At 72.3% G+C, this 16,410-nt stretch carries 12 protein-coding genes; 1 reads left to right on the top strand and 11 read right to left on the bottom strand.

Features of this window, described 5'->3' with window-relative positions:
* Positions 1 to 143 precede the first annotated feature (143 nt).
* The 10 genes from ACIGWZ_RS38480 to ACIGWZ_RS38525 all read right to left on the bottom strand — a co-directional run bounded on the left by ACIGWZ_RS38480 (position 144) and on the right by ACIGWZ_RS38525 (position 12,380).
* Positions 144 to 1,172 carry an ADP-ribosylglycohydrolase family protein gene (locus ACIGWZ_RS38480; protein ID WP_400072547.1) on the bottom strand — a complete coding sequence of 343 codons (1,029 nt, stop codon included), beginning with the start codon at positions 1,170 to 1,172 and terminating at the stop codon, positions 144 to 146.
* A gap of 66 nt (positions 1,173 to 1,238) precedes the next feature.
* Complete coding sequence (locus tag ACIGWZ_RS38485; protein ID WP_400072549.1) at positions 1,239 to 2,396, bottom strand: pseudouridine synthase; 1,158 nt, start codon at positions 2,394 to 2,396, stop codon at positions 1,239 to 1,241.
* Entirely contained in the window at positions 2,396 to 3,112 is a 717-nt protein-coding gene (scpB, locus tag ACIGWZ_RS38490; protein WP_400072551.1) for an SMC-Scp complex subunit ScpB, read from the bottom strand. Before scpB ends, ACIGWZ_RS38485 begins: the two co-directional genes overlap by 1 nt.
* Positions 3,109 to 4,233: a segregation and condensation protein A gene (locus tag ACIGWZ_RS38495; protein WP_400072552.1), complete on the bottom strand. Its 1,125-nt coding sequence runs from the start codon at positions 4,231 to 4,233 to the stop codon at positions 3,109 to 3,111. The genes scpB and ACIGWZ_RS38495 overlap by 4 nt, the downstream gene beginning before the upstream one ends.
* Positions 4,234 to 4,260: 27 nt before the next feature.
* Complete coding sequence (locus ACIGWZ_RS38500) at positions 4,261 to 4,881, bottom strand: hypothetical protein (protein WP_400072599.1); 621 nt, start codon at positions 4,879 to 4,881, stop codon at positions 4,261 to 4,263.
* Positions 4,878 to 5,894: a ParA family protein gene (locus ACIGWZ_RS38505; RefSeq protein ID WP_046928739.1), complete on the bottom strand. Its 1,017-nt coding sequence runs from the start codon at positions 5,892 to 5,894 to the stop codon at positions 4,878 to 4,880. The genes ACIGWZ_RS38500 and ACIGWZ_RS38505 overlap by 4 nt, the downstream gene beginning before the upstream one ends.
* Before the next feature lie 493 nt (positions 5,895 to 6,387).
* Positions 6,388 to 7,503 (bottom strand): alanine dehydrogenase, encoded by a 1,116-nt coding sequence (gene ald, locus ACIGWZ_RS38510; RefSeq protein ID WP_400072555.1) that lies wholly within the window; start codon positions 7,501 to 7,503, stop codon positions 6,388 to 6,390.
* 168 nt (positions 7,504 to 7,671) lie between these two features.
* Positions 7,672 to 9,798 (bottom strand): tetratricopeptide repeat protein, encoded by a 2,127-nt coding sequence (locus ACIGWZ_RS38515; protein ID WP_400072557.1) that lies wholly within the window; start codon positions 9,796 to 9,798, stop codon positions 7,672 to 7,674.
* Positions 9,799 to 9,968: 170 nt separating this feature from the next.
* Positions 9,969 to 10,595 (bottom strand): NUDIX domain-containing protein, encoded by a 627-nt coding sequence (locus ACIGWZ_RS38520; RefSeq protein ID WP_400072559.1) that lies wholly within the window; start codon positions 10,593 to 10,595, stop codon positions 9,969 to 9,971.
* 99 nt (positions 10,596 to 10,694) lie between these two features.
* Positions 10,695 to 12,380, bottom strand: a complete 1,686-nt coding sequence (locus ACIGWZ_RS38525; protein WP_400072560.1) for a CTP synthase — start codon at positions 12,378 to 12,380, stop codon at positions 10,695 to 10,697.
* Positions 12,381 to 12,767: 387 nt separating this feature from the next.
* Here ACIGWZ_RS38525 and ACIGWZ_RS38530 point away from each other — a divergent pair, with 387 nt between their 5' ends.
* Entirely contained in the window at positions 12,768 to 14,582 is a 1,815-nt protein-coding gene (locus ACIGWZ_RS38530; RefSeq protein ID WP_400072562.1) for a glycoside hydrolase family 15 protein, read from the top strand.
* A gap of 283 nt (positions 14,583 to 14,865) precedes the next feature.
* Here ACIGWZ_RS38530 and ACIGWZ_RS38535 read toward each other — a convergent pair whose 3' ends face one another.
* Complete coding sequence (locus tag ACIGWZ_RS38535) at positions 14,866 to 16,401, bottom strand: MFS transporter (protein ID WP_400072564.1); 1,536 nt, start codon at positions 16,399 to 16,401, stop codon at positions 14,866 to 14,868.
* Between the last annotated feature and the right edge of the window lie 9 nt (positions 16,402 to 16,410).

Here is a 16,410-nt window from a genome sequence, read left to right on the forward strand (position 1 = left end):
CCGCCGCAGGCGCAACGGCGAAACACCCCCACGGCGGGACAGCCGACAACGTACGGGCGCAGGCAAAGCGCAGCGGAGGGGCCCGCCGCCAGGCGAAACGGCGAACAACCACCACGGCGGGAAAGCCAAAAACGTGGGCCGCCCTAGCGAACGCACCACGCCGCCCCCAAAGCAAGCAGTTCCTCCCGGTACTCGATGCGGCCGGCCCATTCCTCGGGCCAGGCGGCGGCCCCCAGGTGGGCGCCCGCGAAAGCGCCGGTGAGGCAGGCGATCGAGTCGGAGTCGCCGGAGGTGCAGGCGGCCCGGCGGAGTGCGGTGAGGGGCTCGTTCGGGAAGAGCAGGAAGCACAGCAGGCCGGTGGCCAGCGCCTCCTCCGCGATCCAGCCGGCGCCGGTGGCCAGGCAGGGGTCGGCCTCCGGGTCCGGTGCGGCGAGCGCGGCTTCCAGCCGGTCCAGGACGCCCAGGCAGTCGTCCCAGCCGCGGGCGATGAACGTCGTCGGCGCCGGGTCCTGGGAGCGCCGCCAGAGGTCGCCGAGCCAGTCCTCCCGGTAGTCGGTGCGGTGGGCGTGGGCGTAGGCGCGCAGCAGGCCGGTGAGCTCGGCCGGGCGGGCTCCGTCGGCCAGCACCCGTACGGCGTACGCGGTCAGGTCGCTGGCGGCGAGCGCCGTGGGGTGGCCGTGGGTGAGCGCGGACTGGAGCTGGGCGGCGCCGGAGCGCTGGCGGGGGTTCAGCCCCGGTACCAGTGCGACGGGCGCGACGCGCATATTGGCGCCGCAGCCCTTGGACCCGATCTGGCTGGCGCCGGCCCAGGGCAGGTCCTCGTCGCTCAGCAGCTGGCAGGCGCGCAGGCAGGTGTTACCCGGTGCCCGGTTGTTCTCCGGCGAGCGCCACCAGTCGACGTACTCCTCGCGGACGGGGCGCTCGAGGCTCAGTGGCGTGAGCTCGCCGCGTTCCATGGCCGTCCGCAGCCCGCGGCCCAGCGCCAGCGTCATCTGGGTGTCGTCGGTGACGATGGCGGGAGCGGGCAGCGCCATCTCCCGCCACGGCCCGCACTTGGCGAGGATCGACGGTACGTCGTTGAACTCGGTCGGGAAGCCGAGCGCGTCACCGAGCGCCAGCCCGATGAGCGCGCCGGTGGCAGTGGACCGCCGGTCCCCCGTTGCGTCCCCCATGAAAACCACCCCTTAATGTCATGATGACGTTAAGGGGTGGTGGGGCCGCGCCGCAAGCCGTTTCGGCTAGAGCTCGACCTCGCGCATCAGCATGCCGACCTCGGTGTTGGTCATCCGGCGCAGCCAGCCCGACTTCTGGTCGCCCAGCGCGATCGGCCCGAAGGCCGTCCGGACGAGCTTGTCGACCGGGAAGCCGGCCTCGGCGAGCATCCGGCGCACGATGTGCTTGCGGCCCTCGTGGAGGCTGACCTCGACGAGGTAGTTCTTGCCGGTGTTCTCCACCACCCGGAAGTGGTCGGCACGGGCGTAGCCGTCCTCCAGCTGGATGCCGTCCTTGAGCTGCTTGCCCAGGTCGCGCGGGAGGGGGCCCTGGATGGCCGCCAGGTAGGTCTTCTTGACGCCGTAGCGGGGGTGGGTCAGGCGGTGGGCCAGCTCGCCGTGGTTGGTGAGCAGGATGATGCCCTCGGTCTCGGTGTCGAGACGGCCGACGTGGAAGAGCCGGGTCTCGCGGTTGGTGACGTAGTCACCGAGGCACTGGCGGCCGTCGGGGTCCTCCATCGTGGAGACGACGCCGGCCGGCTTGTTCAGCGCGAAGAAGAGGTACGACTGGGTGGCGACCGTCAGGCCGTCGACCTTGATCTCGTCCTTCTCCGGGTCGACCCGGACGCCCTGCTCCGTGACGATCTTGCCGTTGAGCTCGACGCGCGCCTGGTCGATCAGCTCCTCGCAGGCCCGCCGCGAGCCCATACCGGCCCTGGCCAGCACCTTCTGCAGCCGCTCGCCCTCCTGCTCGGCGCCGGGGAAGGTCTTGGGGGTCTTGACCTGCGGCTTGCTGTGGCGGGCGCGGTTGCGCTCCTCGATCTTGGCGTCCAGCTCACGGGGCCGGGAAGGCGCCTGGCCGCGGCCGCGCTGGGGCGCGCCCTTGCCGCCCGGAGCCGACTTGGCGCCCGTACGGGGACCGCCCTTGGCGCCGCCGCGGGCCGCCGCGCCCCGGCTGCCGCCGCTCTTGGGGCCGCCGCCGCGCTCGTCCCTGCGCTCCGTGGAGCCGCCGGATCCGCCCACGTCGTAGCGGCGCTCCTCGGGACGGGGGCGGCCCGCGCGCTGCTGCTTGTCGTCGCGCTTGCCCCCGGCCTTGGGCCGGGAGGGGCCGCCGTCCGCGCCACGGTAGTTGCCCCGACCGCTGCCGCTGCCGCTGTCCCTGTTGTTCCTGCCGCTGCTTCGCATCAATGATCCGTCTGAGAGTCGCCGCTGTCGTCTACGTCGAACGACGGGATACCTTCCGGGGAGTCGCCCTCGACCGCGTCCGCCTCCGGGAGGAACGGTGCGAGCTCAGGGAGCTCGTCCAGGCCGCGCAGGCCCATCCGCTCCAGAAAGTAATTCGTCGTCCTGTACAGGATCGCACCTGATTCAGGTTCCGTCCCCGCCTCCTCCACCAGGCCGCGCTGGAGAAGCGTGCGCATCACACCGTCACAGTTCACGCCGCGTACGGCCGAGACTCGGGAACGGCTGACCGGCTGACGGTACGCGACCACGGCCAGAGTCTCCAATGCGGCCTGCGTGAGGCGGGCCTGCTGGCCGTCCAGGACGAAGCTCTCCACCGCGTCCGCGTACTCGGCGCGGGAGTAGAAACGCCAGCCGCCGGCCACCAGGCGCAGATCGAAACCGCGGCCCTGGCGGGCGTAGTCGTCGGACAGCTCGCGCAGCGCGAGGGCCACCGCGCGGCGCGGGCGCTGGAGGACCTTCGCCAGGTGCTCCTCGGTCGCGGGCTCGTCGACGACCATCAGGACGGCCTCCAGGGCGGGCCCGAGCGGCAGCTCGGCGACGCCGAGCGCTCCGGTGGGCGCCGGGCCCCCGGATGCCGCGCCCCCGGCCTCCTGGACCTCGTACGCGTCCTCGTGGGCCCCGTACGCGTCCTCGTGGGCACCTTCCACGCCGGTCATGCGCTCTCCTCGCTCTCCTGGGCCTCGCTCTCCTGGGCCTCGCCCTCCCGGGCTTCCGCCGCACGCTCCCCCGCCGGCTTGTCGAACTCGTCCGTCACGACCGGCGCCGCCCCCTCCGCGCCCGTCCAGCGGACCGTCAGCGCCCCCAGAGCCTCCTCCTGGTCCAGGACGACCACCCGCTCCCGGTAGAGCTCCAGCAGCGCCAGGAAACGCGCCACGACGGTGAGGGTGTCCGGGGCGTCCGCGACCAGCTCGTGGAAGTCGGCCTCGCCCGCCGCGCGCAGCCGCGCCATCACCACCTCGGCCTGCTCGCGCACGCTCACCAGGGGCGCGTGGATGTGATCGACATAGACCTGCGGCTTGGCCCTGGGCCGCATCGCCTTGACGGCCAGCTTGGCGAACCCCTCCGCCCCGATGCTGATGACCACCTCGGGCAGCAGCTCGGCATGCTCCGGCTCCAGCCCGACCGTGCGGGGGTGGCACCGCGCCTCGTCCGTCAGCCGCTCGCCGAAGATGTCCGCGATCCGCTTGTAGGCGCGGTACTGGAGCAGTCGCGCGAAGAGCAGGTCACGGGCCTCCAGCAGCGCGAGGTCGGCCACGTCCTCCACCTCGGCGGCGGGCAGCAGCCGGGCCGCCTTCAGGTCCAGCAGGGTCGCCGCGACGACGAGGAACTCGGTGGTCTGGTCCAGGTCCCAGTCCGGCCCCATGGCCCGGATGTGTGCCATGAATTCGTCGGTGACCTTCGACAGCGCGACCTCGGTGACGTCCATCTTGTGCTTGGAGATCAGCTGGAGGAGGAGATCGAAGGGGCCCTCGAAGTTGTCCAGGCGGACGGTGAACCTGCCGTCGCCGGGTGCGGAGGGCTCGGCGACGGGGCCGTCGGCGGCGTCCGGCGCGGCGTCGTTCCGTACGGCGGCGGCCGGTGCGGCATCGTCCGGTACGGCGTCCTGCTGCGGCGCGGCGGCGGCCGCCGGTGCGTCCTGGGGGGCCTGTGGTGTCGGTGGCGCGGCCGGGTCGTCCACCGCGGCCGCCGGCGGCTCCTGCGCCGGGTCCGTCCCCGGGCCGCGCCCCAGAGGGCGGCGGGCGCGGGGAGCGGAGGCGTGGTCGTTCGTCGTCGGCATCGAAGGGGCAGGCTACCGGGTACGCGCCTAGCGCCCGCGCAGCCGCCGCACCAGGATGCTGGCGTCCCCGCGCGACTCCAGGTCGGCGAGGACGACGGCGACCGCCTCGCGGACGATCCGGCCGCGGTCGACGGCCAGGCCGTGTTCGCCGCGGAGTACGAGGCGGGCGTGTTCGAGGTCCATGAGCTCCTCGGCGGAGACATAGACGGTGATCTTCTCGTCGTGCCGTTCGCGGCCGCTGGGGCGGCGGTTGGCGCCCCGCCCGCCGCCGCGGCGGCGGGCCTGTGCGCCGCTCTGCGCGACCGCCGCGGCCGCCTCCTGGCTCGCCTGGCTCGGCTGCGGCCGGTGGCCCTTGGGGGCCTCCGCGTCCGCCGCCCGGCCGCTGTGCTCGGCCGGAGCGGACGACGGGGACGTGGGGGTGCGGCCGCCGTCGGCGGCCGGGGCGTCGGCGTGCCGTACGGCGGTGGACGCCTGCGCCGCCTCCCCGGCCGGATCGGCCTCACCGGCCGGTGCGGGCACCCGGGGCGGCTCGCCGGCCGCCGGGGAGCCGCCCGCCGGGGAACCGTTCGCCGGCCGACGGGGCGGCGAGGACTGCAGTCCCGTCCCCCCGGTGGTGCGGAACAGTTCGTCGGCTCCGGGCAGACTCACTCGGCGTGACACCGGGCGAGCACCTCCCTGGCGAGCTGGCGGTAGGCGGCGGCACCGACGGAGTTGGAGGCGTACGTCGTGATCGGCTCGCCGGCGACGGTGGTCTCCGGGAAGCGCACCGTGCGGCCGATGACGGTGTGGTAGACGTGATCGTCGAAGGCCTCGACGACGCGCGCCAGGACCTCGCGGCTGTGCACGGTACGGGAGTCGTACATCGTCGCCAGGATGCCGTCCAGCTCCAGTTCGGGGTTGAGCCGCTCCTGGACCTTCTCGATCGTCTCGGTCAGCAGCGCGACACCGCGCAGCGCGAAGAACTCGCACTCCAGCGGCACGATGACCTTGTGAGCGGCCGTCAGGGCGTTGACGGTGAGCAGACCGAGGGACGGCTGGCAGTCGATGACGATGTAGTCGTAGTCGGCCAGCAGCGGCTTCAGGGCGCGCTGCAGGGTCGACTCGCGCGCGACCTCGCTGACCAACTGCACCTCTGCCGCTGACAAATCGATATTGCTGGGCAGCAGGTCCATGTTGGGGACCGCGGTCTTCAGGAGCACCTCGTCGGCCGACATGCCCCGCTCCATGAGCAGGTTGTAGACCGTCAGGTCGAGCTCCATCGGGTTGACGCCGAGCCCGACCGACAGGGCGCCCTGCGGGTCGAAGTCGACGAGCAGCACCCGTCGTCCGTATTCGGCGAGTGCGGCGCCCAGGTTGATGGTCGAGGTGGTCTTGCCGACCCCGCCCTTCTGGTTGCACATCGCGATGATTTTCGCCGGGCCGTGGTCCGAAAGCGGTCCCGGGATGGGGAAGTACGGGAGCGGGCGTCCGGTCGGGCCGACGCGCTCGCGGCGCTGACGGGCCGCGTCGGGCGCGAGCGTCGCCGCGTACTCGGGATCCGGTTCGTACTCCGCGTCCGGATCGTAGAAGTGCCCCTCGGGCAGGTCGTCGTAGTCGGCGAGACGGGCGGGATCTCCACTGCCCCGGTCGCCGGCCATGGCGTTCACGTGATGGCCGTCCATACTCTGGTGGGCTGTCGAGGAAGTGCTCTGGTGGGCTGCGAAGGTGTGGACCGCGACGGAGCCGACAGCCTCGAGCCCCGAGGGACCCTGGCCCCGTGCAACCGCTCCTGGCCGACCACCTCCGGGAGAAAATGTCGACTCATTCACAAGTCGTCTTACCTCCTTGGATGTGACCAGGAAACTTATCGATAGGTCAGCGTGGCACCATGCCGACGGTTGGCGACTCTATGGCGTGTCGGGCGTTCGCAGCAACACAATCCACCGGACCCGGCACGATGTGTCGGTAACCGGACCCCTCGATGTCAAGGGCGCAGGCGGTATCCGCCCAATGTTTCGGGGGGTCGCGAATCGGTTAAAGGGTTACGTTCACGGCGAGTTGGGAGCCCGTCGGCCGACGACCGGTCCTCGGCGTGTCGCACATACGACCGGCCGGGCCTTGTCGACAAGGCCCGGCCGGGTGCACAGCGGTTTGACGCGCTTGATTGACGCTTTATCAGCCGAGGAGCGTGCGCAGCTCCACCGACTCGAGGCCGTGCGCCTCGGCGACCTCGGGGTAGACGACCTTGCCGTCGTGGGTGTTCAGGCCCTTCGCCAGCGCCGGGTCACGGCGCAGCGCCTCGACCCAGCCGCGGTTCGCCAGCTCCACGATGTAGGGCAGCGTGGCGTTGGTGAGCGCGTAGGTGGAGGTGTTCGGCACGGCGCCGGGCATGTTGGCGACGCAGTAGAAGACCGAGTTGTGGACCTGGAAGGTCGGCTCGGCGTGGGTGGTCGGCTTCGAGTCCTCGAAGCAGCCGCCCTGGTCGATCGCGATGTCGACAAGGACACTTCCGGGCTTCATCTTGGCGACGAGCTCGTTGGTGACCAGCTTCGGGGCCTTGGCGCCCGGGATCAGGACCGCACCGACGACGAGGTCGGCCTCGACGACGGCCTTCTCCAGCTCGAAGGCGTTGGAGACGATCGTCTGCACCTTGGTGCCGAAGATCTTGTCGGCCTCGCGGAGCTTGTTGATGTCCCGGTCGAGCAGGGTGACGTGGAAGCCGAGGCCCACGGCGATCTGCACGGCGTTCCAGCCGGAGACGCCACCGCCGATGACGACGGCCTTGCCCGCCTGGACACCCGGGACGCCGCCCGGGAGCACGCCGCGGCCGCCGGCCTGGCGCATCAGGTGGTACGCGCCGACCTGCGGGGCGATGCGGCCCGCGACCTCGGACATCGGGGCGAGCAGCGGCAGCGCGCGGCCGGCCGTCTCGACGGTCTCGTAGGCGATGGCGGTGGTACGGGACTCCAGCAGCGCGTCCGTGCACTCCTTGGAGGCGGCCAGGTGCAGGTAGGTGAAGAGCGTCTGGTCCTTGCGGAGACGGTGGTACTCCTCCGCGATCGGCTCCTTGACCTTCAGCAGCAGGTCGGCAGTGCCCCAGACCTCGTCTGCGGTGTCGAGGATGGCGGCGCCGGCGGCGACGTACTCCTCGTTCGTGATGGACGAGCCGAGACCGGCGTCCTTCTCGATGACGACCTGGTGGCCGTGGCGAACGAGCTCGTGGACTCCGGCGGGCGTGATGGCCACGCGGAACTCGTTGTTCTTGACCTCGCGGGGGATACCGACCTTCACGTCGATCACGGTCCTTGAAAGAGAGCTTGCAGGAGGAATTATCCCCTCATGCGGTGCATGACGGAACTGACCGCGCCGTACGCGGCCCACCCAGTCTATTGAAGGAGCTCTTCTTGTCTAGCCTTGTAAAGCAATAATTCTTGCGAGTGCCACTACCGATTTCGTAGGTCAGTCGGGGTGATCTTCGAGAAGTCGCTCTCCAGCGGCACGATGGAGCCGTGCCGCTGCTGGGTCGCCGAGCCGCTCGAGGGTGTCCGCAATCCGTAGCCGGAGTGCCGCCTCCAGTGGTCCGTCGCCCGCTTTCCGGACGGTTTCGAGGGCCTCGAGGGCGGTCCGCAGCCCCTCCTCGGGTGTTCCCGCACACTCCTGGACCCGCGCCAGCTCGCCGGCCGCCCGCGCCTGGCCGGCAAGATCACCGGCCCTGCGGTACGTGCGCGCGGCGGCCCGCAACTCCCTGAGCGCCTCGTCCCACCGGCCCGCCTGGGCGTGCGCGCCGCCGATCCGGCCGTGCAGCCGCGCCGCGTCCGCCCGCTCGCCCCGGGCGAGCCGCAGCTCCAGCGCCCGCCCGTACCAGTCCGCGGCCCGCTGCCAGTCGCCCAGCTCGCCGTACATACCGCCCAGCGACTCCAGCGCCCGCCCGGTGGCCACCGCATCGCCCGCCGCGCGGGCCGCCTCCAGGGCGCCGCGGTAGCGGGTGAGCGCCGCGGCGGTACGTCCGGCCTGGGCGTCCAGGTCCGCGAGATTGAGCAGCGCGGCGGCCTTCTCGCGCGGCAGCCGGCGCCGCTCGGCGACCTCCAGGACGAGTCGGTGCAGCGCGTAGAGGTCGGGTGCGGCCGCCTCGGGACCCTGGTGGGCGAGCAGCGTACGGGTCAGCGCGGCCATCAACCGCCGGTCCAGGGTGTCGAGTTCACCGTCCGCGACGGCGATCCGGGCGGCGTCCAGCAGCACCGCTCGCCGGCCGCGCAGCCAGTCCGCGGCGGCGGCCCGGGAGGGAAAGCGCAGCGAGCGCGGCAGTCCGGCGACCTTCTGGCGCGCGGGCGAGCCGGGCTCCTCGCTCATCGCCCGGCACGACACCAGCAGCCGTACGGTCCGCTGCAGCATCCGGGCGCGGGCCAGCTGGATGTCGGTGGGCCGCTCGCAGTCCTCGAGCAGGGTGCGCAGGAGGGGGGCGAGACAGCCGGGGACCCGGTACCGGGGGTGTCCGACGGCGCCGTCGGGGGCTGCGTCCACCGGGTCCTGCCCGGGGCGCAGCAGGCCCAGCGCGGCGAACTCCGCCAGCGCCGCCCCGGCTGTGGAGACCGAGCAGCCGGCCAGCGCGGACGCCGTCGGGGCGTCCACCAGGCAGCCCGGGGCCAGGACGGTCAGCCGCAGTATCCGGGCGGCGGGCGGCGGCAGCGCCTCGTAGGCGAGCCGGAAGGCGCGGACCAGCGGGCGGGCGCCGCTGGAGAGCCCCTCGGGCAGCGGTACGGCGGCCAGCGCCTGGTACAGATCGGCGAGCGAGGACTTGGGGCGGTCGGCGAGCCAGCCGCCGGCCAGCACCAGGGCGGCGGGCTGGCCGGCGCACATTTCGGCGACCGAGTCGGCGGTGCGCGGGTCGACGGTGATCCGGGTCGGCCCGGCGTAGCGGGCGAGGATCTCGACGGCGGCCGCGGCGTCCAGGCCGCCCAGGGTGCACGGCCGGACATCGGGGATGCCGGTCAGCGGCCCCTGGGAGACCACCACGACCAGGCAGTCCGGGGCGTCCGGCAGCAGCGGTTCGACCTGTTCGGCGCCCGGGGCGTCGTCCAGGAAGAGCAGCGCGCGGCGCCCGGCGAGCGCGCCGCGCAGCAGTTCGCTCAGCTCGTCCTCGGCGGCGCCGGGCGGGGCGGCGGTGCCGAGCGCGTCGAGCAGCTCGCGGGCGATGGCGTCGGTGGCGGCCGGCTCGCCGTCCCGGCCGGTGAGGGTGGCGCTGAGCACCCCGTCGGGGTAGTCGGCGGCGAGCTCGCGCAGCAGCGCCTCGGCGAGCGCGGTGCGGCCGGAGCCGGGCCGGCCGGCGATGAGCAGGACGCGGCTGCGGGTGCCCCGGCGGCCGGTGAGGGTGTCCAGGCCGGTGCGTTCGATGTCGGCGCGGAGTGCCTTGAGCTCACGGCGGCGGCCGGCGATCCGGGCGGCGGGCGGGGCGGCGGGCGCGGGGACGCTGGCGCCGTCCCGGCGGGGCCCCGATGCCCGACGGGACGGCGCGGTCGCGGCACCCCCGGCCGGCCGGCTGGTCGCCTCCGGCGGGCGCTGCCCGCCGCCCACCGCCTGATCCCTCACCGGCCACGCTCCCGTCCACCTGCGCGTACGACCCCACCGCGATCGCCGACGGGATCGATGCCGAGCGTAGTTCACGATCCGTCACCATCCGCGTTGAGCACGGCGGTTGAGTCACTCGATCGGAACAACAGATCATCGGACCGGTGCGGAACGGGCCGATGACCGGCCGGTCAGGCCTCGAAGGGACGGGCCGGCCACGGCGCGTCGGCCGGCCGCAGCGCGTCCAGTCCCGCGCCGCCCAGGGCCGCGGCCAGCGCCAGCACCCCCACCACCAGGCAGTTGTTGTGCAGCTCACCGGCGAGCACCCCGCGCAGCAGTTCGTCGTGCGCGACCCTCGCCAGCTCCATGTCGGCCTCCTCCTCGGAGACCTCGAACCGCTCCCCCTCCGCCTCGGACAGGTCCCGGGCGAGGAAGATCCTCACGGCCTCGTCGCAGCCGCCGGGCGTGGTGTAGACATCGGTCAGCACCCGCCAGTCCTCGGCCTTGACGTGCGCCTCCTCGTACAGTTCGCGCTGCGCGGCGTGCAGCGGGTTCTCGCCGGGGATGTCGAGCAGCCCGGCGGGGATCTCCCACAGCTTCTGGCGTACGGGGTGGCGGTACTGGCGCAGTACCAGCACCCGTCCCTCGCCGTCGAGGGCGAGCACGGCCACCGAGCCGGGGTGGACCTGGTAGTCGCGCGTGACGGTGCTGCCGTCCGGCATGACGACCTCGTCGGTGCGCACGCTGGTCTTGTTCCCGGTGAACGGCGTCGTGGTCGCGGTGACCGTCCACTCCTCGGGGGTGTCCTTGATCGCCATGTCCCGTCCTCCTGTATGTGCCCGTACCGACGCAGAAACCGGGGCACGACCTCGAAAGATGAGGCCGTACCCCGGTAACCGTATCCGTCGTGCGGTGCGCTACTTCGCGGAGCCCGTCCCGGTAGCCGTCTTGCGCGCAACCGCGGCCTTCACCAGCCCGGCGAAGAGCGGGTGCGGGCGGGTCGGGCGGGAGCGCAGCTCCGGGTGCGCCTGGGTGGCGACCAGGTAGGGGTGCACCTCGCGCGGGTACTCGACGTACTCGACGAGCTTGTTGTCCGGGGAGGTGCCGGAGAACTGCAGCCCGGCCTTCTTCTCCAGCTCACCGCGGTAGGCGTTGTTGACCTCGTAGCGGTGGCGGTGGCGCTCCTCGACGTAGGGCTGGTCGTCGTACACCTCGCGCACGATCGAGCCCTCGGCGAGCTTGGCCGGGTACATGCCCAGCCGCATCGTGCCGCCCATGTCGCCCTCACCGGCGACGATGTCCATCTGCTCGGCCATCGTGGAGATCACCGGGTCGGCGGCGCCCGGGTCGAACTCGGTGGAGTTCGCGCCCTTGATGCCGGCGAGGTTGCGGGCCGCCTCGATGACCACGCACTGCAGGCCCAGGCACAGGCCCAGCAGCGGGACCTTGTTCTCGCGGGCGTAGGTGATGGCGCCGACCTTGCCGTCCACACCGCGGTCGCCGAAGCCGCCGGGGATGCAGACCGCGTCGCAGTCGGAGAGCTGCTCGGCGGCGCCCGCCGGGGTCTTGCAGTCGTCGGAGGTGACCCACTTCAGCTTCACGCGGGTCTTGTTCGCGAAGCCGCCGGCGCGCAGCGCCTCGGTGACCGAGAGGTAGGCGTCCGGCAGGTCGATGTACTTGCCGACCAGCGCGACCTTGACCTCGTGGTCGGGGTTGTGGACGCGGTCCAGCAGGTCCTCCCACTGGGTCCAGTTCACATCGCGGAAGGGCAGGTCCAGCTTCCGTACGACGTACGCGTCCAGGCCCTCGGTGTGCAGGACCTTGGGGATGTCGTAGATGGACGGCGCGTCGATGGCCGCGACCACCGCGGCCTCGTCCACGTCGCACATCAGCGAGATCTTGCGCTTGATCGCGGTGGGCACCTCGCGGTCGGCGCGCAGCACGATCGCGTCGGGCTGGATACCGATGTTGCGCAGCGCCGCGACGGAGTGCTGGGTCGGCTTGGTCTTGAGCTCACCGGACGGGCCGATGTAGGGGAGCAGCGAGATGTGCACGACGAAGACGTTGTCGCGGCCGACCTCGTGGCGGACCTGGCGGACGGTCTCCAGGAACGGCAGCGACTCGATGTCGCCGACCGTGCCGCCGACCTCGGTGATCACGACGTCGACGTCGTCGGTCGCCATCCGCCGGATGCGGTGCTTGATCTCATTGGTGATGTGCGGAATGACCTGCACGGTGTCGCCGAGGTACTCGCCGCGGCGCTCCTTGGCGATCACGGTGTTGTAGACCTGGCCGGTGGTCACGTTCGCGGAGCCGTCGAGGTCGACGTCGAGGAAACGCTCGTAGTGACCGATGTCCAGGTCGGTCTCGGCGCCGTCGTTCGTGACGAAGACCTCACCGTGCTGGAACGGGTTCATCGTTCCCGGGTCGACGTTCAGGTACGGGTCGAGCTTCTGCATCGTGACCCGCAGGCCGCGCGCCTTGAGGAGCGCACCCAGGCTGGAGGCGGTGAGCCCCTTGCCGAGCGAGGAGGCGACGCCCCCGGTGACGAAGAGGTGCTTGGTCGTCGAGGCTGCATTCATTCGAGAAGCAGTGGGCGGCATGGCCAAGAGGGGGCTCCCGTGGTCGCGAGGTGGAGAGGTGCGAAGCGGCGCCGTCCGGGGTTTTCAGGGGTGCCGTCGCTGCGGTTCGGGGGTTCTCGTGCCCACCGGTCCACGGGGTACCAGGCTATCAGCGACCGGGCATGGTCGCGCCCGGCCACGCATCGTTACATCCAGGTGACACAGGCCACCCGATCGGACCACCCCACTCGTCGCGAGCGTCGCGCGGAACGCTCATCTGCGTCGTATCCTGCTCGGACACTCGCTTCCGAGCCGTCCGGGAAGGCACCACCCCCGCCCGATTTCCGGTCCCGCTGCTCGGCGACGTTTCATGGGCAGGACGGACAGCACACACGTCCCATGGGGGGCGTCACTCCAGTTCGACGGGAGATGCACGTGGCCGGGCGCATCGAGGACTACGCACTCATCGGCGATATGCAGACGGCCGCTCTAGTGTGCCGGGACGGCACCGTCGACTGGCTGTGTCTGCCCCGCTTCGACTCACCGGCGGTCTTCGCGGGGCTGCTGGGCACCGAGGAGCACGGATTCTGGCGGATCGGTCCGGCCTACGGTCCCGGCGCCGGCCCCAAGGCCGCCGACCGCCGCCGTTACCGGGGCGACTCCCTCGTCCTGGAATCCGAGTGGGACACCCCGCGCGGCACGGTACGGGTGATCGACTTCATGCCGCCGCGCGACGGCGCCCCGCAGGTGATCCGCATCGTGGAGGGCGTCAGCGGCCGCGTCCCGATGCGCTCGGAGCTGCGGATGCGGTTCGCCTACGGCTGGGTGGTGCCCTGGGTCCACAAGGTCGACGGCCGCACCGTCGCGGTCGCCGGGCCCGACTCCGTATGGCTGGACACCGAGGCCGAGACCTACGGCAAGCATCTGACGACGTACTCCGACTTCACCGTCTCCCCCGGTGACCGGATCGCCTTCACCATCAGCTGGGAGCCCTCGCACAAGCAGCCACCGGCCCTGGCCGATCCGGAGGCGTCGCTGGTGGCCACCGAGGACTTCTGGCGCGAGTGGGTCGAGCACTGCACGTACCACGGCCCCTACCGTGACGCCGTGGTCCGCTCCCTGATCACCCTCAAGGCGCTGACCTACGCCCCGACCGGCGGCATCGTCGCCGCGCCGACGACCTCCCTGCCCGAGTGCATCGGCGGCGTCCGCAACTGGGACTACCGCTTCACCTGGCTCCGCGACGCCGCGATCACCCTCTCCTCCCTCCTGCGCACCGGCTATCGCGAGGAGGCCCGCGCCTGGCGCGAATGGCTGCTGCGGGCGGTGGCCGGCGACCCGGAGAACCTCCAGATCATGTACGGCATCGCCGGCGAGCGGGAGCTGGGCGAGAACGACCTCAACTGGCTTCCCGGGTACGAGAATTCGCAGCCCGTACGGGTCGGCAACGGCGCCGCCGGACAGCTCCAGCTGGACGTCTACGGCGAGGTCACCGAGGCGCTGCACCTGGCGCACATGACCGGGCTGGCCCGCAACGACTACGCCTCCCTCCTCCAGCTCAAGCTGATCCAGTGGGTGGAGAAGCACTGGGACGAGCCCGACGAGGGCATCTGGGAGGTCCGCGGCCCGCGCCGGCACTTCGTCCACTCCAAGGTCATGACCTGGGTCGCCGTCGACCGCACCGTCAAGCTGATCGAGTCCGGCGACGTCGACGGCCCGCTGGAGCGCTGGAAGGACCTGCGCGAGACCATCCACCGGGACGTCTGCGAGAACGGTTACGACAAGGAGCGCAACACCTTCACCCAGTCGTACGGCTCCCAGGAGCTGGACGCCTCGCTGCTCCTCATCCCCCAGATGGGCTTTCTGCCGCCGGACGACAAGCGCGTCATCGGCACCATCGAGGCGATCCAGCGCGAACTGTCCACCGAGGACGGCTTCATCCTGCGCTACCCCACATCCGGCGAGGACGACCTCGGCGTGGACGGCCTGGAGGGCGAGGAGGGCGCGTTCCTGGCCTGCTCCTTCTGGCTCGCCGACGACCTGGCGATGATCGGCCGGGTGGAGGAGGCCCGCAAGCTCTTCGAGAAGCTGCTCGCGCTCCGCAACGACCTGGGCCTGCTCGCGGAGGAGTGGGACCCCCGGCTCAAGCGGCAGGTGGGCAACTTCCCGCAGGCGTTCAGCCACGTCCCGCTGATCGACACGGCACTGCGGCTGACGGCCAGCGGGGCGTACGGGGGCGGGTAGGGCCGCAGGGGGACACGCCTGCGGGGCGCGGCGGCGCGGGGAATGCTCCTGCACCGCCCGCTCCACGGGAATGCTCCTGCGCCGCCGCCGCGGGGGGTCCCCCGTGCCACGCCACCGGGAATACTCCCCGCGTCGCGCCGCGTTGTGGCCCCGCAGGGGGGCCGCGTATCCCCTACGGGATCTGTTTGACCAGCCCCTACGGGTTTTCGGGCACCGGGCCCGCGAGGGATTTCGGTGACCGGTCCCTGAGGGACTTTCGGTGACCAGTCCCGCGGGCCGCCCCTCAGTCCCGCGTCCGCGGGGCCAGTGCGAGGACGACGACCGGCAGGATCAGCAGCGCCACGGCCGCGTTCAGCCCGCCGTAGCCGATGAGTGCCACGATGCCGCCCGCCAGTGCGCCGCCGCCCGCCCCGGCCAGGTTCATCAGGGTGTCGGAGAAGCCCTGGACCTCGGAGCGGTGGGCGGCCTCGGTGGACTCGGTCAGCAGGGTCGAGCCGGCGACGGTGGCGCAGGACCAGCCCAGGCCCAGGAGGAACAGGCCGGTGGCGGTGGCCCACTGGGTGCCGCCCGCGGTGCCGGCGACGGCGGCGGCGCAGAGCAGGACGGCCTGGCCGATGAGGATGACGCGGATCCGGCCGATCCGGTCGGCGAGCCAGCCGACGAGCGGCGACAGCGCGTACATCCCGGCGATGTGCAGGCTGATGGTGAAGCCGACGACGCTCAACCCCGCACCGTGGTGGGCGAGATGGATCGGCGTCATGGTCATCACGGACACCATGACGACATGCCCGAGGACGACGGCGGCCAGGCCGAGCCGCGCCGCGGGGGCCGCACGGACGTGCCGGAGGGCGGCGGTGAGGCGGGCGGTGAAGGGGGCGGCGGGTTCGGGCCCGGCGCTCGGGGTTGCCGCCGTGGGGCCGGGGGCCGGTGCCGTACCGCCGAGGGCCGGTGCCGTACCGCCGGGGGCCGGTGCCGCGCCGCCAGGGACCGGTGCCGCACCGCCGGGTGCCACGGTGGCCCGTGCCCTGGCGGCCACGAGAAGCAGCGGGTCCGGACGCAGCAGCGCCCAGATCAGCAGCCATCCGATCAGGAACGCCCCGACCGAGAACACGAAGGTGCCCGCCTCCTCGGGCAGGCCCAGGGCGCGGGCTACCGGCTCGCCGGGGCCGCTGAGGTTGGGGCCGATGACGCTGCCGGCCGTGGTGGCCCAGACGACGAGGGACAGGGCGCGCGCCCGGTGGGCGTCCTCGGCGAGATCGGCGGCCGCGTAACGGGACTGGAGGTTGGCGGCGGTGGCGGAACCGATGAGGAGCATGCCGGCGAACACCAGGGCGGACCAGCCGGGCCGGGCGGCGACCAGCACCAGCAGCGAGCCCGCGGCCCCGAGCAGCCAGCCGGCGCCGAGACCGGCGCGGCGGCCCCGGGAGCGGGAGAGCGCGGCGAGCGGGATGCCCAGCAGCGCCGCGCCGAGGGTGATGAAGGTGGTCGCGAGCCCCGCCGCGGCCTCGGATCCGGTGAGCCGGCCGACCAGCAGGGAGCCGGAGGAGAGCATCGAGCCCATCCCGATCCCGGACACGACCTGCGCGGACATCAGGACCCGGACGGTGCGTCGTTGCGCGGCGGCAACGGTCGCGGCGTCCGGGTCCTGGGCTATGCGGGTTCGGGCCATGGCGTGCTGGGCCGTCGGGTCCTGGGCTGCGGCGCCCTGCGCTCCGTGTGCCGGCCCGCCGTCCGGAGTTCGTCCGCCGGCGGGACCTTCGCTGCCGGCGGGATCGCCACCGTCGGCGGGGCCGTTGCAAGCTTGTGCGGTACCTGACATACGGCACAG

The sequence above is a fragment of the Streptomyces sp. NPDC053427 genome (genome assembly GCF_044544985.1).
Classification (GTDB): Bacteria; Actinomycetota; Actinomycetes; order Streptomycetales; family Streptomycetaceae; genus Streptomyces.

Coding starts and splice junctions, on each gene's coding strand:
- ACIGWZ_RS38480 (WP_400072547.1), bottom strand. CDS start 1,172: ATGGGGGACGCAACGGGGGACCGGCGGTCCACTGCCACCGGCGCGCTC.
- ACIGWZ_RS38485 (WP_400072549.1), bottom strand. CDS start 2,396: ATGCGAAGCAGCGGCAGGAACAACAGGGACAGCGGCAGCGGCAGCGGT.
- scpB (WP_400072551.1), bottom strand. CDS start 3,112: ATGACCGGCGTGGAAGGTGCCCACGAGGACGCGTACGGGGCCCACGAG.
- ACIGWZ_RS38495 (WP_400072552.1), bottom strand. CDS start 4,233: ATGCCGACGACGAACGACCACGCCTCCGCTCCCCGCGCCCGCCGCCCT.
- ACIGWZ_RS38505 (WP_046928739.1), bottom strand. CDS start 5,894: ATGGACGGCCATCACGTGAACGCCATGGCCGGCGACCGGGGCAGTGGA.
- ACIGWZ_RS38520 (WP_400072559.1), bottom strand. CDS start 10,595: ATGGCGATCAAGGACACCCCCGAGGAGTGGACGGTCACCGCGACCACG.
- ACIGWZ_RS38525 (WP_400072560.1), bottom strand. CDS start 12,380: ATGCCGCCCACTGCTTCTCGAATGAATGCAGCCTCGACGACCAAGCAC.
- ACIGWZ_RS38530 (WP_400072562.1), top strand. CDS start 12,768: ATGCACGTGGCCGGGCGCATCGAGGACTACGCACTCATCGGCGATATG.
- ACIGWZ_RS38535 (WP_400072564.1), bottom strand. CDS start 16,401: ATGTCAGGTACCGCACAAGCTTGCAACGGCCCCGCCGACGGTGGCGAT.